Origin of the sequence: Streptomyces sp. NPDC000151 (genome assembly GCF_040301705.1) — a bacterium.
Taxonomy (GTDB): domain Bacteria; phylum Actinomycetota; class Actinomycetes; order Streptomycetales; family Streptomycetaceae; genus Streptomyces.
In genome coordinates this window covers 54,542-75,127 of record NZ_JBEPFC010000014.1, presented here as the reverse complement: position 1 = coordinate 75,127, position 20,586 = coordinate 54,542, and the positions used below count along the sequence as shown (strand labels likewise).

The window sequence follows — 20,586 nt, the reverse complement described above, 5'->3', positions numbered from 1 at the left end:
GGGGCACCAGGTCGGGTGGCGGTGCGGATCGTGGACTGGTGCGGCGGCGATTTCTCTATGGCGCGGCGGCTGCCGGGCTCGGGGGCGCGGCCGTCGGTGGTGCCGTCGCCTCGGCAGCCCCAGAAACTGAGGGGACTGCGGGAACCGCCCCGCGCACCGCCCCCTTCCACGGCCCGCACCAGGCCGGCATCCTCACGCCGCCGCAGCGCAGCACCGCCTTCGTGGCGTTCGATGTGCTGGCGGAGGGGCGGGACGAACTGGCCGCGCTGCTGCGCACGTTGACCGAGCGTGCCCGGTTCCTGACCACCGGCGGCTCCCCCGCGCCCCTGGGCATCACGGCGCCGCCCGCCGACTCCGGAGTGCTCGGGCCCGACGTACCGCCCACCGGGCTCACCGTGACCGTGGGCGTCGGCGCCTCGCTCTTCGACGGCCGGTACGGGCTGGCCGCGCGCAAGCCGCGGCGGCTGCGGCCCATGGAGACCTTCCCCGACGACGACCTGCGGCCCGAGTGGTGCCACGGGGACCTCAGCGTGCAGCTGTGCGCGCCGGAGACCGACGCCGTACTGCACGGGCTGCGCGACCTCGCCCGGCACACCCGCGGCGCGATGCAGGTGCGCTGGCGGCTGGACGGATTCTCCTCGCCGCCGCGGCCGAGCGGTACACCGCGGAACCTGATGGGCTTCAAGGACGGTACGGCCAATCCGTCCGTGCGCGACCGGCGGGCGATGGACCGGCTGGTCTGGGTCGGCCGGGGCACCGGCGAGCCGGACTGGGCGGCCGGCGGCAGTTACCAGGTCGTACGGCTGATCCGGATGCTGGTGGAGTTCTGGGACCGGGTCTCGCTCACCGAGCAGGAGCGGATGTTCGGCCGCGCCCGGGACACCGGGGCGCCGCTCGACGGTACCCACGAGCACGACGCGCCCCGGTACGCGCTGGATCCCAAGGGCGACTCGATCCCCCTCGACGCGCACATCCGGCTGGCCAACCCGCGTGCGCGCGACACCGAGGACCAGCGCCTGCTGCGCCGCGCCTACAACTACGACCGGGGCACGGACGCGAACGGCAACCTCGACATGGGGCTGCTGTTCTGCTGCTACCAGCAGGACCTGGAGCGGCAGTTCGTCACCGTACAGAAACGGCTGGCGGGCGAGCCGCTGACCGACTACATCACTCCGTTCGGCGGCGGCTACTTCTACGCGCTGCCGGGCGTGCGGGACCGCGACGACTGGCTGGGGCGGACGCTGCTGGCCTGAGCGCGTGAGCGAGGTACGGACGACCGACGGTTCACGGTGTTAGGAAACGGAAGGGGACAGGCGATGAGCAGGGCAGGGAAGGCCGCACGGCGGCCGGGCGGCCGCGGCGGACTCAGATGGGCGGCGCTGCTGGGGGCGGCGGCCCTCGGGGTCTGCGGCACGGCGGCGCCCGCGGGAGCGGCCCCGGCCGCCGGCGCAGGCAGGCACACCAGTACGTCCACCCCCATCAAACACCTCGTCGTGCTCTTCGACGAGAACATCTCCTTCGACCACTACTTCGCGACCTACCCCGAGGCCGCGAACACCGACGGCACGAAATTCACACCGGCCAAGGACACCCCGAAGGACATCGACAACCTGCGCACCGCGGGGCTGCTGGACAAGAATCCCAACCAGTACCGGCCCAAGCGGCTGACCCCGGAGCAGGCGATGACCTGCGACCAGAAGCACGACTACAGCCCGGAGCAGTACGCCTACCACGGCGGTAAGGCCGACAAGTTCGTGGAGAACACCGACTCGGGGAAGTGCTCCGGCGGCCTGTTCGGCGAGCCGGGCCTGGTGATGGACTACTACGACGGCAACACCGTCACCGCGATGTGGAACTACGCGCAGCACTACGCGCTCAGCGACCGCTCGTTCAGCTCCACGTACGGCCCGTCCACCCCCGGCGCCATCAACCTGGTGTCCGGGCAGACCCACGGCATCGTCACCACCGATCCCCACTCCAGCACCGAACACCCCCAGCGGACCGACAAGCCCGACCCCGGGGTCGTCTCCTCGCCGGACGCCAAGGGCGTCGGCACGATGACGCACGACCCGGACCCGGCGTACGACGACTGCTCGGACAAGGACCACACCAGCGGGAACAACCTGGGCGAGATGACCGGGAACAACATCGGTGATCTGCTGAACTCCCGGCACGTCAGCTGGGGTTGGTTCCAGGGCGGCTTCCGGCCGGGCACGGCGTGGGACGGCAAGAAGGGTCATTACGCGCAGTGCGTCCCCGTCACGCACACCAACGCGGGCGGCCAGGCGGTCGAGGACTACAGCCCGCACCACAACCCCTTCGCGTACTACAAGTCCACCGCCAACCCGCACCACTTGGCGCCGCGCAACACAGCCGAGATCGGCCACGCGGGCCGCGCCAATCACAACTACGACCTCACCGACCTGCACGCCGCGCTGAAGGACCGCACGCTCCCGGCCGTCAGCTTCGTGAAGGCACCGGCGTACCGGGACGCGCACGCCGGTAACTCCTCCCCCACCGACGAGCAGCACTTCCTCATCGACGAGATCAACCGCGTCCAGAAGTCGGCGCAGTGGAAGGACACCGCGATCGTCGTGGCGTACGACGACTCCGACGGCTGGTACGACCACGTGTACCCGAAGCCGCGCAACGGTTCCAAGGACGGCAGCCCCAACGACAACGGACAGCCGACGGACGCGGCGGCCTGCCGCGAGGCCCCGGCGACCGACGGCGGCTACGCCGACCGCTGCGGCCCCGGCCCGCGCCAGCCGCTCCTGGTCATCTCCCCGTACAGCAAGGTCAACCACATCGACCACACCCCGACCGAGCAGACCTCGATCACCCGCTTCATCGAGGACAACTGGCACACGGGCCGCCTCGGCGACGCCTCCTTCGACGCCCGCGCCAACCCCCTGACCTCGATGTTCGACTTCACCCACCCGAACAACAAGCAGGTCCTGCTCGCCGAGGACGGCTCGGTGTCCTCGACCGGCCCAATCCCTCCGGTCCACCCGGTCCACGCCGCAGCGGCTCCTCACCACCCCAATCGCCCCGCCCAGGTCCCCTCTTCCTCCTCCACTCCCCTGCTCCCGCTCGGCATCGGCGCCGCCGCCTTCCTGGCCATCGCCGGCACAACTCTCGCCGTGCGTCGCCGCCGCTCTCGCACCAGCGCGCCTACAGGGTGAGAGAGAGTGTGCGCATGACGAAATCATTCACGGTCCGAATCACCGTTCGCGTCTACGAGACCGACGCACAGGGGCATTTGAACGCCAACGTGTACCTGGCGCACGCGGAGCACGCGCGGTGGGAGCTGCTGCGGGCGGCGGGCATCCACCAGAGCGACCTGCTGGCGAAGGGGGTCAGCCCGGTCAGCCTGGAGAGCACGATCAAATACCACCGTGAAGTGGTCGCCGGCGACGACGTCGACATCAGCTGCGCCTTCGTCTTCGGGGAGGGCAAGTCCTTCCGCGTGGAACAGACCATGACCCGCCCCGACGGCACCCTCGTGGCCGAAGTGTTCAACGTGGGCGGGATATTGGACCTGAAGGAGCGCAGACTCGTGCCCAACCCCCGGGAGTACTTCCGCGGGGTCGCGGCCGATCCGGGCGTTGCCGGGCTCTGACGGGGTGACGGGAAAGCAGTATGGGAGGGGCTTGCCCGCCCTCCCATACTGCTCCTTACCTCCAAAGCATGCGGTGTCAGGCGCTCACCCGCTCGAAGATCGCGGCGAGGCCCTGGCCGCCGCCGATGCACATGGTCTCCAGGCCGTACCGCGCGTCGCGGCGGTGCATTTCGCGGGCCATGGTGGCGAGAATGCGGGTGCCGGTCGCGCCGACCGGGTGGCCCAGCGAGATGCCCGAACCATGGACGTTCAGCCGCGCGAAGTCGGCCTCGCCGAAGTCCCATTCGCGGGTGCAGGCGAGCACCTGCGCGGCGAACGCCTCGTTGAGTTCGATCAGGTCCAGATCGGAGATCTTCAGGCCCGCCCGCTCCAGCGCGACGGCGGTGGCGGGGACCGGGCCGATGCCCATGATTTTCGGGGCCACTCCGGCCACGCCCCACGACACCAGGCGCACCAGCGGGCGCAGGCCGAGCTGTTCGGCACGCTCGGGGTGGGTGACGACGCACACGGCGGCGGCGTCGTTCTGGCCGCTGGCGTTGCCCGCGGTCACGGTGGACTCCGGGTCCTGCTTGCCCAGTACCGGGCGCAGGGCGCCGAGGGTCTCCATCGAGGCGTCGGCGCGCGGGTGTTCGTCCGTGCCGACGACGGTCTCGCCCTTCTTCGTCCGTACGGGCACCGGGACGATCTCCTCGGCGAACACCCCGGAGGTCTGCGCGGCGACGGCCCGCCGGTGCGAGGTCACCGCCAGCCGGTCCTGTTCCTCGCGGTCGATGCCGTACTCGCGGCGCAGGTTCTCCGCGGTTTCCAGCATCCCGCCGGGCACCGGGTAATTCCGGCCGCCCGCGGTGGCGCGGCCCCGGGCCAGCCCGTCGTGCAGCGTCACGCCCTGGCCCTTGACGCCCCACCGCATGTCGGTGGCGTAGAAGGCGACGTTGCTCATGCTCTCCGCGCCACCGGCGACGATCAGTTCGCTGACGCCGGACTGCACCTGCATGGCCGCTTGCAGTACCGACTGCAGCCCTGAGCCGCAGCGCCGGTCGACCTGCATGCCGGGCACGGTGATCGGCAGGCCCGCGTCCAGGGCGACGACCCGGCCGATGGCGGGCGCCTCGCTGCTCGGGTAGCAGTTGCCGAGGATGACGTCGTCGATCGCGGCCGGGTCGATGCCGGTACGCGCGAGGAGCCCCCGCAGCGCGACCGTCCCCAGCTCGGCCGCGCTCAGACTCTTCAGGGAACCACCGAACCTGCCGATGGGGGTACGGACGGGCTCGCAAATCACTGCTTCACGCATCACTGCCGCACGCATGGTTGATGCCTCCGTGGCGGGTCGAGGACGGACAGGGCCGGTCTGAGACGGACAGGGCCGGTGTCACATGAACCGTCCGCCGGTCACTTCCAGCACCGTCCCGGTCATGTACGAGGACAGGTCGGAGGCCAGGAACGCCGCGACCGAGGCGACCTCGCCCGGCTCTCCGGCGCGCTGCATCGTGATCTCGGCCATCTTCTGGTCCCACGCCTTCTGCGGCATGGCCTCGGTCATGGCCGAACGGATCAGGCCCGGCTGGATGGCGTTGACCCGTACACCGTGGTGCGCCAGTTCCTTGGCGGCGGCCTTCGAGAGGCCCACGATGCCGGCCTTGGCGGCGGAGTAATTGGTCTGGCCGACCATGCCGACCTTGCCGGACAGCGAGGAGATGTTCACGATCGCGCCGCGCTTCTGCTCGCGCATGACCGCGGCCGCCTTGCGGGTGCCGTTCCAGGTGCCCTTGATGTGCACGTCGATGACCTGGTCGAACTGTTCCTCGGTCATCGTCCGCAGCGTCGCGTCGCGGGTGATCCCGGCATTGTTGACCATGACGTCCAGCGAACCGAAGGCGTCCAGTGCCGCCTGGATGAGCGTGTCCACCTCGGCGGCGTCCGTGATGTCGCACCGCACCGCCCTGGCCACCGCGGGACCGCCGAGCCCCTTGGCCGCCGCCTCGGCGGCAGCCACGTTCAGGTCGCCGAGTACGACCTTCGCGCCCTCCTTGACGAACAGCTCGGCGATCGCGAGACCGATGCCCTGGGCACCGCCGGTGATGATTGCGGTCTTGTCAGCAAGTAGCGCCATGGTGATCAACTTCCCTCGTTCGTTGGACCGCGTCCTGTTCGTCGCCGTGTTCGTCGTCGTGCTCGTCGTCGTGCTCGTCGTCGTGTGTCCGGATGACGCCGTTCTCGTGCAGCATCGCCAAGTCATCTGTTGACAGGGCGAGTTCGGTGCGCAGTACTTCCTCGGTGTGCTGGCCCACCTGTGGCGAGACCTCCGGCTGCGACTGCTCGCCGGCCATCACGACGGGCGATCCGGGTGCCCAGTGTCTGCCGATGCCGGGCTGTCGTACCTGCGCCATCAGCGGGTTCTGGCGCAACAGGCGCGCGCCGTCGGCGGCGAGGTCGGTGAAGGTCCGGTACTTCGACCACAGCACGCGGGTCGTCCGCAGTGCCGCCTCCGCTTCGGGGAAGGTGTGCGTCGTGAACCAGCTCGCGAGCAGGTCGCCGAGCAGCGCGCGGTGCCGGTAACGCTCCGCCTCTTCGTCGAAGTCCGCCCCGAGCGCGGCCGCCAGCGCGGACACCACGTCGGTGAGGCCGGTCGCGGTGAGCAGGCCCCGCCAGTGCCGGGGTGTGAGCGCCACGATCATCAGCCGCTCGCCGTCGGCGGTGGTGAAGTCGCGGCCGAAGGTGCCGTAGACGTAGTTGCCGATGCGTTCACGTGGCGCGCTGTTCAGCTGCGCCTCGGCGAGGTAACCGAGGTTTCCGGCGGTCGCCAGGGCGACGTCCTCCAGGGCGACCCGTACCTGCTGCCCCTCGCCCGTCAGCAGGCGGTGCCGTTCGGCGGCCAGCAGTCCGGTCGCGAGGTACAGCCCGGCGGCGACGTCCCACGCGGGCAGCAGGTGGTTCACCGGCCGTGCCGCGTCCTCCGGGCCGGTCACCAGCGGGAATCCGGTCGCCGCCTGGACAGTGTAGTCCACCGCGGTGCCGCCGTCCCGGCGACCCGTCAGCAGTACGTGGATCAGGTCGGGCCGGCGCGCCCGCAGCGCCTCGTAGGTCAGGTCCGGGTTCCGCTCGGAGTTGCTGATCACGATCCCGCCGCGGCGCCCGCCGCCGACGATCAGATCGGCGACGAGCCGCCGTCCCCGCTCGGACGACAGGTCCACCTCGATGGCCCGCTTGCCCTTGTTCAGCCCCGACCAGTACAGGCTCGTCCCGCTGTCGGCCAGCGGCCAACGGGTGCGGTCGGGGGCGCCGCCGACCGACTCGATCCGGATCACGTCGGCGCCCAGCTGGGCCAGCGTCATCCCGCTCAGCGGGGTCGCCACGTAGCTGGAGATCTCGATGATCCTCATGCCACTGAGCGGGCGGGAGCGCCGGGCGTCCCGCCCCCGAGGCTCCTCCAGTCCGGCGGGGTCGTGCCTCACTTCGCTCCCCGCATCAGGTTCTTGCCGATGATCAGCTTCTGGATCTCGCTGGTGCCCTCGTAGATGCGGAACAGCCGGGCGTCGCGGAAGCAGCGCTCCACGACCGTGCCGCGCATGTAACCCATGCCGCCGTGGATCTGCACGGCGAGGTCGGCGGCCTTGGAGACCATCTCGGAGCAGAAGAGCTTGGCGGCCGAGGGCGCGATCCTGCGGTCCTCGCCGGAGTCGTACTTGCGCGCGGCGTCGAGGACCATCGCGCGGCCGGCCAGTACCCCGGTCTGAATCTCCGCGAGCATCGCCTGGACCAGCTGGAACTCGCCGATCGGCTTGCCGCCCTGCTTGTTGGCGGCCGCGTGGGCGACGGACTCCTCCAGGATCCGCTGGGCCATGCCGACGCACAGCGCGGCGATGTGCACCCGGCCGCGGACGAGCGACTTCATCGCGGTGCCGAAGCCGGCCCCCTCCTCGCCGCCGATCAGCGCGTCCTTGCCGACGCGTACGTCGTCGAAGAACACCTCGGCGGTCCAGGCGCCCGCCTGACCCATCTTGCGGTCCTTGGGACCGACGGTGACGCCGTCCCGGCCGGCCTCGACCAGGAAGACGGAGATCCCCTTCGTGCCGCGGCTCTCCGGGTCGGTCCGCGCGAAGACGACGAGCAGGTCGGCCAGCGGGGCGTTGGTGATGAACCGCTTCGCGCCGTTGATGACGTACTGGTCGCCGTCGCGCGCCGCGCGCGTCGTCAGGCCCGACGGGTCCGAGCCCGCCTCGGCCTCGGTGAGCGCGAAGGAGGCGACGGCCCCCTCGGCGAGCCGGGGCAGCCAGTACTTCTGCTGCTCCTCGGTACCGGCGTTGACCAGTACCTTGCCCGCGATGCCGTTGTTGGTGCCGAACATCGAGCGGAAGGACGGGGTGGTGTAACCGAATTCGAATGCGAGCCGCGCGTCCTCGTACAGATTCGCGCCCAGACCGCCGTACTCCTCGGGCAGCGTGTACCCGAACAGGCCCATCTCGGCGGCCTTGTGCCGGATGTCCTCCGGTATGGCGTCGGTCTCCTCGATCTCGTCCTCACGAGGGACGACGTCCTCGCGCACGAAGCGGCGCACCGCGTCGAGCACGGCCTCGAAATCGGTGGATTCCATGGCGTTCTCCGTTCCTGCATTCCGAATTCCGGCGTTCATTCCGAATTCCGGCGTTCATTCCGAATTCCGGCGTTCGTTTCGATTTCCGGCGTTCATTCGGTCTCGGTCGGGCCGGTGAGTACCGCCAGGGCGTCGACGGCGACGGCGCCCCGCCCTTCCGCCGCCAGCAGCAGCGGATTCACATCGAGCTCGGCGATGTCCTCGGACAGGTCGGCGGCCAGCCAGGACAGCCGCGCGATGGTCTCCGCCGCCGCGTCGACGTCGCGCGGCGGCTTGCCGCGTACCGCACCGAGCAGCCGGCTGCCGCGCAGCGACAACACCAGCCGCCGGGCGGTGCCGGTGTCGACCGGAGCGACGGCGACCCGGCTGTCGGCGAGGGCCTCGACGAGTACTCCGCCCAGGCCGACCACGACGACCGGGCCGAACACGGGGTCGCGCTTGATCCCGACGATCAGCTCCGTGCCGGCCTCGGCCATCCGCTGGACCAGCAGCCGGGCGTCGTCCACGCCGGCCTCGCGGGCGATGCGGAACAGGTCGTCGGCGGCCTCGCGTACGGCGTCGGCGGCCTCACGTACGGCGTCGGCGTCGGCATCGGCGTCGGCGCCGCCGAGCCCGAGCCGCACGCCGCCGATGTCGCTCTTGTGCCCGATCCGGTCGGACAGCAGCTTGACCGCGACCGGGCCGCCGAGCTCCGCCGCCGCGGTCACCGCCGCTTCGGCGGACTCCACCGGGCGGGAGGCGGCGCAGGGTATGCCGTACGCGGCGATCAGCCGGGTCGACTCGTACTCGTCGAGTTGCCTACGTCCCGCGGCCCGCGCCGCGCTCAGTACGGACCGCGCGGCGGTGTCGTCGATGCCGTCCGGGCGCTGCGGTCGCGGCAGCGGGGGACGCAGGCTGAAGTCCGCGAGCAGTCCGAGCGCGGCGGCGGCGCTGCCCGGGCCCGTGTAGCAGGGAATGCCGAGGTCGCGCAGCCGCTGGCGTGGCCGGCCGCTGCCGCCGGTCCACACCACGACCACGGGGCGGTCGGTGGACCGGTGGGCCTCTTCGACGGCGTCGATGAGTTCCGTGGCGCAGCTGTCCGCGCAGCCGAGCAGCACGGCGATCATGTCGGTACCGGGGTGCTCGACGGCCACCCGGAGCGCGCGGCGGAGGATGTCCGGCTCGGCGAGGAGGGTGCCGGTGAGGTCGACCGGGTTGCGCGGCGATCCGTACGCCGGGATGGCGGCGGCCATCTTCCGCTGCCACGTCTCGTCCCACGCGCGGACCTCGAGGCCGTACTGCGCCCCCGAGTCGGCCATCAGGGCGCCGGCCCCGCCGGAGACGGACAGGCTGGTCAGCCCGCGCCCGCGGACGCGCCGCCCGGTGGCGAAGAGCTGGGCGGCGTCGAGCATCTCCTCGGGGCCGTCGACCCGCAGGATGCCGTACTGCCGGGCCGCGCCGTCGAAGACCGCGTCCTCCCCGGCCAGCGACGCGGTGTGCGACTGCGCTGCGCGCGCGCCCGCCGCCGAACGCCCGACCTTCACGGCGATGATCGGCTTGTCCCGCTCGTGCGCCTCGCGGGCGGCCGCCAGCAGCCTGCGGCCGCCGGTGACGCCCTCCAGGTAGGCCAGTACCACCTGGGTCTGGTCGGTGCGGACCAGGCCGTCCAGCAGTTCGGCCACCGACAGGTCGACCTCGTTGCCGGTGTTGAGATAGTGCGAGATCCCGATGCCGAGGTTCTGCGATTCGTTGAAGACGAAGCCGCCGAACGCGCCGCTCTGGCTGAGGAAGGCCACGGGTCCCTCGTGCAGCGGTACGTCCTCATCCAGCGCCGAGCTGAACGTGGGCATCGCGCGGTCCCGTACGCCGATCATGCCGAGGCAGTTCGGGCCGAGTACGCGTACACCGCTCTCCTCGATCGCCGCCCGCAGGTCGCGCTGGAGCGCCGCGCCCTCGTCGCCGAGTTCGGCGAAGCCGGAGGCGCCCACGATCGCGGCCGGGATGCCGCGCCGGCCGCAGGCCCGTACCGCGTCGGCCGTCCGTTCCGCCGACAGCATGATCATCGCCAGGTCGATGTCGACGTCGACGTCGTCGAGGCTGCGGTGGGCCGGCAGGCCCTGGACGGTCTCGCGGGTGGGGTTGACCGGCAGGATCCGCCCGGCGAACCCGAACCGCTTCAGGTACTCCACAGGGCGGCCGGACAGCTTGGTCGGATTGTCCGACGCGCCGAGGATCGCTATGGACCGCGGATACAGCAGCTTCTGCAGGGCTTCGCCGCTGTGAGTCGTGTAGGTCGTGTCGGTCGGCTTCGGGCTCGGTTCGCTCGCAGGCACGGTCAACTCCTTGATCTACAGCGCGACATGGTGCGCCGGGCGGTCGGACTCCTCCGCGCGGCGCGCTGACAGCGTGAGGAACGCCCGGGCGGCGAACAGCGACACCACGCTCACCAGCACCGCGAACCCGATCGGCAGCGCGATCGATCCGGATGCGGTGAGCAGGGACTGCAGGATCACCGGGGCCAGGCCACCGAGGACGCCCGCCAGCCCGTAGGTCGCCGAGATCCCGGTGTAGCGGACGTTCGCCGGGAACGCCTGCGCGAACATCCCCGCCAGGATCGCGTAATACATGACGTCCGGAATGGTCGCGATCATCGCGCCCAGCATGGCGAGGGTCCAATTCCCGGTGCCGACGAGAACGAACATCAAGGGCAGCGTCGGCAATTGCAGTACGAGCAGCAGGGTGACGGCCTTCCGCACATTCCAACGGGTGGCGAGCACCGCCCCGAAAGGCTGCACCAAGAATTGCACCACACCGGCGATCAGAATGATCGTGAGGAAGTCGTTCTTCGCCAGGCCGATTTCCGCTGTCGCCCAGGACAGCGCGAAGGTATCTCTCGCGTAGACCACCGTGAACACAGTGAGGGCGGCGCCCACGCCGACCAGTACGGTTTTCGTGTTGCCCCGGAACAGGCTGACCAGCGGCACCTTCACAGTCTGCTGGGACGCCCGCATCGCGACGACCGCCGGCGACTCCTCCAGGCTCAGCCTGATCACCAGGCCGACGATCACCAGCAGCGCCGATGCCAGGAACGGCAGCCGCCACGCCCAGCTCAGCAGCGCGTCATCCGGCAGCTGGCCGACCGCGAGGAACGACAGCGTCGCCAGGATGCGGCCCGCCGGCGAGCCCTGCTGCGCGAACGCGCCGAACAGGAAGCCGCGTTCCTTCTTGGCGTGCTCGGTGGCGATGAGTACCGCGCCGCCCCACTCGCCGCCGACCGCCAGCCCCTGCACCATGCGGAACACGATCAGCAGTACCGGTGCGGCCGCCCCGATCTGGGCGTAGGTCGGCAGCAGGCCGATGCCGACCGTACTGACGCCCATCAGCATCAGGGTCGCGATGAGCGCCTTCTTCCGTCCGATCCGGTCGCCGAGGTGACCGAAGACGATGCCGCCGAGCGGGCGCGCCAGGAAACCGATCCAGAAGGTGGCGAAGGAGAGCAGAATGCCGACCGAGGCCGGGACCCGGGAAAAGAACAACGGCGCGAATACCAGGGCCGAAGCGGTGCCGTAGACATAGAAGTCGTACCACTCGATCGTCGTTCCCATGAAAGAGGCCCAGCCCGCTTTGCGGGCCATTTTCTCTTCGCTGGGCAACCGTCCGGTTCGCATCTGGTTTTTTTCCTTTGTGTCGACCGCGGACATCGTTGGCGCGCAGGAACACAGCCGAAACTAGAGGTGTCGTACATGTTTCGTCCAACACCAAAGCTGCCTACGATTGATTCGCCCGAGCGACACAATGGGCCGTGACCAGCCCAAACCCAAGGTGGCCGGATGGAACTGAGACATCTCCAGGCGTTCGTCGTCGTCGCCGAGGAGCTCAACTTCCGCCGTGCGGCGGCGCGGTTGCAGATGACGCAGCCGCCGCTGTCACAGCAGATCAAACGGCTGGAGCGCGAGGTGGGCGTGGACCTGCTGCGCCGCACGACCCGGCACGTCACGCTCACCAGCGCCGGCGCGGCCTTCCTTACGGAGGCCCGGCGCGCCCTGCACGCGGCTCAGGCGGCGCCGGAGGCGGCCCGCCAGGCAGCCGCCGGACAGACCGGCGTGGTACGGCTCGGATTCAGCGGGCCCACCTCCCACGAGGTACTGGTCCTCATGACCCGTAAGTTCCGCGAACACCGGCCGCACGTACGGCTGGAGATCCTCGGCCCGGTCTTCGGCGGAGAAATGGTCGGGCGCCTCGGCCGGGACGAGGTCGACGCGGGTCTCATCCGGCTGCCGGTAGCAGGCTCGGGGCTCCACGTACGCGAACTCACACGGCACCGCATCACCGTGGCGCTCCCCACCGAACACCCCTTGGCGAAGCTCCGGGAAGTCGGCGTACTCGACCTGCGCCACGAGCCCGTGGTCAGCCACCCCACCAACCGGGGCGCCGGAATCGTCTCGCTCATCCACAGCGCGTTCCTGAAGCACGGCTCCGGCCCGAACATCGTCCAGGAGGCCCCGGACACCCACACCATCCTGTCGCTGGTCGGCGCCGGCGTGGGCATCGGCTTCGTCCCCGCGTCCGCGGCCCACCTGAAAGTCCCGGGCGTCGTCCTGCTCCCGGTGTCCGACATCCCCCCACTCCCACTGGCCCTCGCCTGGCGCAAGAACGACCCCAACCCGGCCCTGCACGCACTGATCGACCTGCTGGACGAAATCTCCGCGGAATGCCGGACGAAGCCGGCCGAGGACTGACGCTGACGATGGACCCTCGCTAGGGTTCCGTCATCTTCCACTGCTGAACATCACGACCGTCACATCTCTTCAGCCGCAATGGCACCCCGTCACGCTGCTCCGCAATATAGGTGAGGCACTTCTCCTCGGAACCTTCGTCTTCGGCATAACGACTCCGCAATTGAAAGTAGCCGTCGGGTTTACGATCCAGCCGCCAGGTGGCATTGAACCCGTCACCGCAGGACCAGGAGCCAACAATGTTCGTCGAAGTTCGCACCCCCAGGCAGATTCCCGGCTTCACATCGGATTCGAACTTTGCGTAGCCGTCATCGAACCTTCGCAGCACCCAATCCGGTTTGGTGACACTGCAATCACCCATCAGAACTTGGTTCGGTTCATGAAAATAGCTGATGCACCGAGACCCTCCAGCAGCCCTGTTCACAATCTGCCTCACCTCAGGCGTGGAGGGAGAGAAGGGAGAACCGGGAATGCGCCACATGATCACCAGTGCCAGCGCCGCGACGATCGCCAACGAGGGCGCCCACCACCGCAGACCATGAACATCCTTTCCTTGCTGCGCTCCCGGGGATCGCTCAACCCGCCTGACCCTGTCCACCGATCGACTCAGCTCCTTGGCGACATCCCGCCATTTCTGAGCCTCATGAAATGGGGAATCCCCCATGACGGTACCGCCGCTGGGCGTCCACTGAAGCGTACGAAGCGGGGAGCCTTTCGCGATGAGACAGGGCTCCACCTTCACGGGGAAAATCTCGCACTCCCCCGCCTCGCGACGTTTCATCGCCTGCGGAAGTTCCACTTCCATGCAGAAGGCGGAGTGAAGGAAACTGGGCGTTACCAGCAGGACGACAATGTCGGCTTTCCCGAGGTAGTCGTCAAGGAGCGCCCGCTTCCAATCCTCGCCCGTTGGGATATCTCGATCAGTGCGAATTTCGACGCCGTCCCGCGCAAGGTCCGCACTGTACTTCCGGAATCTCAGCAAATGATGCTCATCATCGCGTGCATAGGACACGAAGACGCGAACAGGGGGTTTCGCAGGAGATTCCGCAGAGGGTTTCGTCACAGCCTTCAGTTTCCGATCAATGGCTACGAGCCACTCGTGTGGGGTAGGACCGAGAGTGATCGATGCGCTCAGTGCCGCAAGGTTCGTGGGAGGTCACTGTGAAGTCCGCAGCCTACCGGAGCCCGGGAGGGGAAAGTGCCCATGCGTATCGCTGTAGTTGGCAGCGCCGCCCCGGACCGACGCTATGATCCGCCGCTGCGCGATCACGCGCTCGCGGACACGGCCGCATTCGAACTGGGCCGCGAACTCGCCTGCCAGGGCTGCGAGATTGCCGTGTACTCGGGGCGGCCCGACTTCATCGAGGCATCGGTGGTCCGAGGATATGTCGCATCGGGACAGGCGCAGCCGGGGTCGATCCATGTCCATGGCCGGTACGGCCGCGAGGACACCAGTTTCTCCGAAATCGCGCAGCACAAAAACCTGTTCGACGTGCACCCCGAATCGGCCGTGGACTGGGAGGTGGCCTACTTCCGATCGCTGCTGAACGTTGAGGGAATGCTCTTGCTCGGCGGTGGCCGGTCCACGTTCACCGCAGGTCTGATCGCACTCTCCCGCGGCATCCCGCTCGCCCCGGTCGCCGCGTTCGGGGGCGGAGCCGAAAAGGTATGGCACCGCTTGTCACAGGAGAGTGGTGTCGCGACTGAGGACGACATAAAGGTGATGGCCGACAGCTGGCATCCGACCCAGGCGGCAGGGATCGTCTCGTCCCTGACCGAGCAGCATCACCGTCGCGAACTCCGGCGACAGGAAGCCGGCCGTCAGGAGCGCCGAGCGGATCGGCGCATGTCGACGAGCCTTGTCATCGGCATGGTGTTATTGCTGCTCGCGCTGGCCATGGTCCCGCTCTCCTACACCGCACGGTCCGGCTCGGCAGGCAGTGTGGCCATTCTTGTGGCCGCACCTCTCCTGGCCGCCATCTGCGGCGCCATAGTACGCAACGCCTTTGACGCGGCCGGCAGTTGGCTTCGGACGATGGTTCTCGGAGCGGCGGCCGGCTCCATTTCCTTCCTCCTCTTCATCGCGGCACAGCTGGCCGCCACACCGGATGCCCTGAACGGGGAAGGAGCTCGCCGCCTCGTCTTTTTCGTGCTCCCGGTCGGATTCATCGCGGGACTGACCTTCGACGCGGTCTACGCCAAACTGCGATCCCAGGATGTCACTCGCACCTCAACACTGGAGAGATAGCGGCCGCGGGATATGCCCCCATGCACGCTGGCCTGGCACCGGCAACTCCTTGCGCGGAAGTAGACGTTTCCTCGACATCGCCGCCCCGGCAGACCGGAAGTCGTCGCGGATCTCCCAGTGGATCCGCAGCCGGCGGAAGCCATGGATTCAGGCGTTCGAGCCCGGTCTGGCGCGGTAGAGCGGGCACGGCCCGGTTTTGGGCCGCCCCGACGGGCCTGGCGGTGCGAGCCGTCGATCACCGCCCGCGACCAGTCCTGCTTCCCCGCCCGGTGCAGCCCGGTCAGCAGCACCTGGTGCAGCCGGTCCCATACGCCGGCCTCGTTCCAGTCCCGCAGTCGGCGCCAGCAGGCGCCGGGGTGATGGGCAGCCAGCGCATGAAGTGGCCTTGGCGGTATGCGCCAGCCCGGCCAACGTCGGCGACCGGGACGGTGCCGCCGTGCTGCCGACCCGCTCGGCTGCCAAGTTCCCCAGGCTCCGGCATCTGTGGGCTGACCAGGGCTATCGCGGTCAGGACGTCCTCAACTGGGTCCAGGAGGAGACAGGAATCACCGTCCAGATCGTGCAGCGGGCCGACGGCGGCTTCCGCGACACCTGGGCCGAGGCCGAGACCCCGCGCCTGGCCAAGGACGATGAGTACTTGGCCACCAGCCAGGAGAACGTCGTCTACTTGGCAACCGTCATGCTCCTGCTGCATCGCGCCGGAAGATCATTGCCCTGACGGAGGCTTCTCAGACACCCTCTAGCGACGATCCCGGCTGAAGGGCGCACTCGAGCGAATCTGTTACTCGCCACGAGTGTTGAGCACATCAAGTAAGACAACCCGTGCGTAGTGGGCGTCGATCAGCACATGACTCTGCGGACGGCAACGGTTCAGGTATGTCATGCGCGGCCACGCGGTCGAATACCGCGACGCTGCCTGAGCGCGCATCGGTGAATTGACGGAACAAATCGCCGACGTTGAGAGATCCGCAGTTGTGACCGGCAAACACGCTCCTTAGGTTGAGCGGCCAAAAGACACCCCGCCGATCAATAGTTAAGGACACGATCTCGTGGATAGATCTGCCCTTGTCCGGTCGATGCCCAAGCGGAAGCGGAACCTGGTGTTCGCGCTCTCTCTGTGTGCGCTCTCGACCGCCGGCCTCACCATCGGCACATCCGCGGCTGACGCGGACCAGCGCAGCGTGGCCGCTGGCCAAACCGCCCACGCCTCCCATGTGCCGGGTCGGCCGGCCGCTGTCTTGGACGCCAGCGTCACATTCGAGTCCGGCGTGTACACGGTGAGCTGGCGCGGTGGCCGTTCTCAGATCACCGTCGTAGCAAGCAACGATCCCGACTCGACAGTCGCAGGAAAGACAGTCGGCTCCGGTTCCGCGTCCGGCTCCATCCGGGTCCGCGGCCTTGACCCGAACCAGCGGTGGTATTTCCACCTCCGAAGGACCCGTGGTGACATCGTCGTCGTCTCTACCCAAGGCCTTGGCCTCGTCAATGCCCCTAACCTTCGCGACTTGGGTGGCTACCGGACCGGCGACGGCAAGCGGGTCAAGCCGGGCCTGCTGTTCCGCGGTGACAGCATGAGTGACCTGAGCGACTCCGAGCTCGCGATGGTGGCGCGGCTTGATCTCTCCAAGGTCATCGACCTTCGAACGCCTGACGAAGTCGCCCACCACCCGGATCGGCTGCCGCCCGGCGTCCAGCACGTCTCCGACAGCGTCTTCGACCCCGAAGACCCTTACGCCACCGGGGTCGTGTCCGCTCTCGACGAAGCGAAGACCTTCGAGCTCATGGGTTACGCCTCTGGTGGTTACCTCGGCATGAACGCCGAGCTCGGCGGCGCACCCCGGCCAACCTACGCGTACCGCAAGCTGTTCGCTGAAATCGTCCAGGCGCAAGGCAAGCCGGTGCTCTTCCACTGCTCCGTCGGGGACGACCGAACCGGATGGGCAGCGTACGTCCTGCTCAGGCTGCTCGGAGCCGCCGACTCCGACGCGGTCGACGACTACTTGGACTCGAACACCTTCAATCATGATGTCCTGGTCGACTACACCAAGCGCTACAAGTCACTGGGTTTCACTCAGGATCAGGCGGACCTGTCCCTGAAGGCTTCCTACATTCACGCGGCTCTCAAGGCTGCCGTGCAGGTGTACGGCAGCTTCGACGACTATGTTCGCGTGGGACTGGGGCTCACCGCCGAAGACGTCAAGACGCTGCGCGCCGGCTACTTGACCGCCTGACTGACTGGCTCAGCGCTTGTGCCGGCGTCGACGACGATTCTGCCGTGGACGTGATAAGTCGACTCGACGTCGCATCACCAGATGGTCAGGCGCCCCGGACCGAGATTCAGAAGACACTTGGTTGTGGCGGGGCCCGAGCGGCGCGCCTCGCCGGCCTGGCTCGTCAGCCGGCGGCCGAACAGCCGCGCGCGTAGCTGGCACCACGGCCGAGTCACCCACGCATCCCCACATGCCGCCGACGCTGCGGGGGCGAAGGGATTTTGGGAGGCACCCGAGCCGAATAGCCCATCGTTTTGCCGCGTGACACCACCATCCGGGACGGTTCCATGCCCCGGACGCGGCCGCTCCTGCCGAGCACACCGATCGCCGACGCGTCGCCACACAGCGGCGTTCGTAGCAAGTACGAATCCCTCTCCGGGCGGTCATGAGGACTCCAGTTCTCCACCGGCCTCAGAGCTCAGATCATGTGGCCAATCGATTCACGAGGAGCGGTAACGATGAGTAAGCCGAGTGCGGAACGCAGGAGCGTCGCGGACGAGTTCGCAGCGGACATCACCGACACCGATGCCGCGGTCGTCATCGATCCGGCCACCGAGAAGGCGGTTGCCGCATACCGGATCGCGACGGAGGCCGACGTGGACTCTGCCGTGCGGCGGGCGTCAGCGGCCGCTGCCGGGTGGGCAAACACCCCGCCGGGCGAGCGGGCGGAGATCCTCCTCAAGATCGCTGACGCGGTGCAGAAGCGGGCCGAGGAGTTCGCGCAGCTGGAGAGTGTGAACGTCGGCAAGCCCATCGCCCACGCGCGCGAGGACATGGCCTGGGTGTGGGACGTCATCCGCTTCAACGCCGGTGCGGCCCGCGCCTCGGTGGTGCCCGCTGCCGGCGAGTACGCCAACGGCAGCACGTCGTGGGTGCGCCGGGAGCCGCTCGGAGTCGTCGGCCTGATCACGCCGTGGAACTACCCCCTCCTGATGGGAGCCTGGAAGATCGCCCCGGCGATCGCGGCCGGAAACACGGTCGTCATCAAGCCTTCGGAACTGACCCCGAGCAGCACGATTCTGCTCGCCGACATCGCCAACCAGTTCCTGCCCGAAGGTGTACTCAACGTCGTCCTCGGCGACTCCAGCACTGGCAGGGCGCTTGTCGCGCACCCCACGATCAGGATGATCGCGCTCACGGGAGATGTCTCGACCGGCAAGGCGGTCGCCGCATCGGCGGCCCAGACGCTCAAGCGGCTGAGTCTCGAACTCGGCGGCAAGGCACCGGTGTTGGTCTTCGCGGACAGCCCTGTGCGGGAGACGGCGCGTGACCTGGTGGCGTTCGGCTACTCCGCCACCGGCCAGGACTGCACCGCCGCCTGTCGCATCATCGTCGAGGACGGGGCGTACGAAGAGTTCGTCGAGGCCTACTGCGACGAGGTGGCGAAGCTCCGCGTGGGCGACCCGAGCGACCCCGAGACCACGGTCGGCCCGCTGATCTCCGAACGACAGCTGGACCGGGTCGCCGGCTTCGTGGATCGCGCGCGGAAGAACGGTGCCAACGTCCGCGTCGGCGGCAAGCGGCTCGACCGGCCGGGCTGGTTCTACGCTCCGACGGTCATCACCGACGCCGACCAGTCGGACGAGATCATCCAGCGCGAGGTGTTCGGGCCGGTCGTCACGATCCAGCGCGGTAGCAGCGACGACGAGATGCTTGCCATGGCGAACGGGGTCGACTACGGCCTGTCGGCGAGCGTGTGGACCACCGACCTCGCCCGGACCATGCGCTTCACCAGAGAGCTGGACTTCGGGACGGTCTGGGTGAACCAACAGATCTTCGTCGCCTCTGAGATGCCCTTCGGCGGCTTCCGTGATTCCGGGTACGGCAAGGAGCTGTCCGCACACGGCATCGACGAGTACTCCAAGTTCAAGCACGTCATGGTCAACCCCGAACTCTCCAACTAGCCGACCGCACAAGCCCCGCAAGGTGACTTCGCCTTGCGGGGCTTGTGCATAGGGACAGGACAGGTGGAACAGCTCAATGATTTTCATGGACAACGACGCTCAGAGGACCTCCCCGTCCGCACCGGCCGATCCGGTGCCGGCGAACATGCGCGCCATGGTCCTGACCGGACACGGCGGTATCGACAAGCTCGTCTTCCGTGACGACCTCCCCACCCCGGCTCCGACCGACGGTGAGGTGCTGGTTCGGGTCGGCGCCTGCGGCATGAACAACACGGACATCAACACGCGCACGGGCTGGTACGACGAGGTCGTCGAGTCCAGCGTCTCCGAAGAGCTGGGGATGCGGGGACGCACAGACGGCGCCGCGTCCTCATGGAATCGCTCCACTGTCGCCTTTCCGCGCATTCAGGGTGCCGCGGTAGTCGGTCACATCGTCGGCGTGGGCCGGGGCGTGGAGGCCGCGCGCATCGGCGAGCGGGTGATCGTCGACCCCTCTGTACGTGACACCTCCTTGCCGCTCCACGCGCAGCTGGTGCAGTACCTGGGCAGCGAGCGGGACGGCGGGTACGCGGACTACGTCGCGGTGCCCGCAGTCAATGCCCATTGGGTCGAATCACCTTTCTCCGACGCGGAGTTGGCTACTTTTCCGTGCTCTTACGACACGGCCGAGGAGATGCTTCAGCGCACCCGGCTCGCGGAGGGCGAGACCCTCGTCATCACCGGAGCCGCAGGCGGCGTCGGGACGGCGCTCGTACAGCTGGCGACCCTTCGAGGCGCCCGTATCGTCGCGGTCGCAAGTGCGGCCAAAGAGGAGCGGCTCCGCTCGCTCGGCGTCCACGAGTTCGTCGCCCGCGAAAGCGACGACGTTCAGCGGGAGATCGAGCGTCTCATCGGTGAGCGCGGCGCTCACGTCGCCGCGGACGTCGTCGGTGGCCCGATGTTCGACAGCCTGCTGAAGGTTCTCCGGCGTGGCGGTCGGTACGCGACCGCAGGCGCGATCGCGGGTCCGGTGACGAGGATCGACCTGCGCGACCTGATCTACAAGGACCTCGAGATGCACGGGATCACCAACCCCACGGCGGCGACCTTCGCCCGCCTGGTGGAGCTGATCGAGACCGGCCGGCTGCGCCCCCTGCTCGAAGAGACGTACCCCCTGCGGGACCTGCCCCGCGGGCAGGCACAGCTGCTGAAGCGTCGGCACATCGGCAAGCTCGTCGTCGTGACGTGAGCCGACGA

16 protein-coding genes and 1 pseudogene are annotated in these 20,586 nt (G+C 68.6%); 9 read left to right on the top strand and 8 right to left on the bottom strand.

Annotated elements, in window-relative coordinates:
• Nucleotides 1-35 precede the first annotated feature (35 nt).
• From efeB to ABT381_RS07200, 3 genes are all read left to right on the top strand, one after another.
• Nucleotides 36-1,253: an iron uptake transporter deferrochelatase/peroxidase subunit gene (efeB, locus tag ABT381_RS07210; RefSeq protein WP_351589043.1), complete on the top strand. Its 1,218-nt coding sequence runs from the start codon at nt 36-38 to the stop codon at nt 1,251-1,253.
• A gap of 63 nt (nt 1,254-1,316) precedes the next feature.
• Nucleotides 1,317-3,185 carry a phospholipase C gene (locus tag ABT381_RS07205; protein WP_351589002.1) on the top strand — a complete coding sequence of 623 codons (1,869 nt, stop codon included), beginning with the start codon at nt 1,317-1,319 and terminating at the stop codon, nt 3,183-3,185.
• A gap of 14 nt (nt 3,186-3,199) precedes the next feature.
• Entirely contained in the window at nt 3,200-3,622 is a 423-nt protein-coding gene (locus ABT381_RS07200) for an acyl-CoA thioesterase (protein WP_351588999.1), read from the top strand.
• Between the two features lie 76 nt (nt 3,623-3,698).
• On the opposite strand, the gene ABT381_RS07195 is transcribed toward ABT381_RS07200, so the two are convergent.
• The 6 genes from ABT381_RS07195 to ABT381_RS07170 form a co-directional block, all read right to left on the bottom strand.
• Nucleotides 3,699-4,913 (bottom strand): acetyl-CoA C-acetyltransferase, encoded by a 1,215-nt coding sequence (locus tag ABT381_RS07195; RefSeq protein ID WP_351588996.1) that lies wholly within the window; start codon nt 4,911-4,913, stop codon nt 3,699-3,701.
• Nucleotides 4,914-4,991: 78 nt separating this feature from the next.
• On the bottom strand, nt 4,992-5,732 hold the full coding sequence (gene fabG / locus ABT381_RS07190) for a 3-oxoacyl-ACP reductase FabG (protein ID WP_351588994.1): 741 nt from the start codon (nt 5,730-5,732) through the stop codon (nt 4,992-4,994).
• A complete protein-coding gene (locus ABT381_RS07185) occupies nt 5,716-7,002 on the bottom strand; it encodes a CoA transferase (RefSeq protein ID WP_351588992.1) in 1,287 nt (428 codons plus the stop codon). Before ABT381_RS07185 ends, fabG begins: the two co-directional genes overlap by 17 nt.
• 68 nt (nt 7,003-7,070) lie before the next feature.
• A complete protein-coding gene (locus ABT381_RS07180; RefSeq protein WP_351588989.1) occupies nt 7,071-8,213 on the bottom strand; it encodes an acyl-CoA dehydrogenase family protein in 1,143 nt (380 codons plus the stop codon).
• A gap of 92 nt (nt 8,214-8,305) precedes the next feature.
• Entirely contained in the window at nt 8,306-10,525 is a 2,220-nt protein-coding gene (locus ABT381_RS07175) for an acetate--CoA ligase family protein (RefSeq protein ID WP_351588986.1), read from the bottom strand.
• Nucleotides 10,526-10,540: 15 nt separating this feature from the next.
• A complete protein-coding gene (locus ABT381_RS07170) occupies nt 10,541-11,893 on the bottom strand; it encodes an MFS transporter (RefSeq protein WP_351588984.1) in 1,353 nt (450 codons plus the stop codon).
• Between the two features lie 129 nt (nt 11,894-12,022).
• Between ABT381_RS07170 and ABT381_RS07165 the strand changes: the two genes are divergently transcribed.
• On the top strand, nt 12,023-12,931 hold the full coding sequence (locus tag ABT381_RS07165) for a LysR substrate-binding domain-containing protein (RefSeq protein WP_351588981.1): 909 nt from the start codon (nt 12,023-12,025) through the stop codon (nt 12,929-12,931).
• 19 nt (nt 12,932-12,950) lie between these two features.
• Here the strand turns inward: ABT381_RS07165 and ABT381_RS07160 are convergent, their stop codons facing one another.
• Nucleotides 12,951-13,991, bottom strand: coding sequence for a TIR domain-containing protein (locus tag ABT381_RS07160; RefSeq protein WP_351588978.1), 1,041 nt, complete (start codon nt 13,989-13,991; stop codon nt 12,951-12,953).
• A 141-nt stretch (nt 13,992-14,132) separates the two neighbouring features.
• On the opposite strand from ABT381_RS07160, the gene ABT381_RS07155 reads away from it, so the two are divergent.
• Nucleotides 14,133-15,176, top strand: a complete 1,044-nt coding sequence (locus tag ABT381_RS07155) for a hypothetical protein (protein WP_351588976.1) — start codon at nt 14,133-14,135, stop codon at nt 15,174-15,176.
• A gap of 156 nt (nt 15,177-15,332) precedes the next feature.
• Here ABT381_RS07155 and ABT381_RS07150 read toward each other — a convergent pair.
• A pseudogene (locus ABT381_RS07150) lies at nt 15,333-15,523 on the bottom strand (IS5/IS1182 family transposase); the annotation flags it as partial.
• A gap of 38 nt (nt 15,524-15,561) precedes the next feature.
• Between ABT381_RS07150 and ABT381_RS07145 the strand changes: the two are divergent.
• The 4 genes from ABT381_RS07145 to ABT381_RS07130 all read left to right on the top strand — a co-directional run bounded on the left by ABT381_RS07145 (nt 15,562) and on the right by ABT381_RS07130 (nt 20,578).
• Nucleotides 15,562-15,894 (top strand): hypothetical protein, encoded by a 333-nt coding sequence (locus tag ABT381_RS07145; RefSeq protein ID WP_351588973.1) that lies wholly within the window; start codon nt 15,562-15,564, stop codon nt 15,892-15,894.
• Between the two features lie 358 nt (nt 15,895-16,252).
• Nucleotides 16,253-17,407 carry a tyrosine-protein phosphatase gene (locus ABT381_RS07140; RefSeq protein WP_351588970.1) on the top strand — a complete coding sequence of 385 codons (1,155 nt, stop codon included), beginning with the start codon at nt 16,253-16,255 and terminating at the stop codon, nt 17,405-17,407.
• Nucleotides 17,408-17,904: 497 nt separating this feature from the next.
• Complete coding sequence (locus ABT381_RS07135) at nt 17,905-19,350, top strand: aminobutyraldehyde dehydrogenase (protein ID WP_351588968.1); 1,446 nt, start codon at nt 17,905-17,907, stop codon at nt 19,348-19,350.
• A gap of 85 nt (nt 19,351-19,435) precedes the next feature.
• Entirely contained in the window at nt 19,436-20,578 is a 1,143-nt protein-coding gene (locus ABT381_RS07130) for an alcohol dehydrogenase family protein (protein ID WP_351588965.1), read from the top strand.
• Nucleotides 20,579-20,586 lie beyond the last annotated feature (8 nt).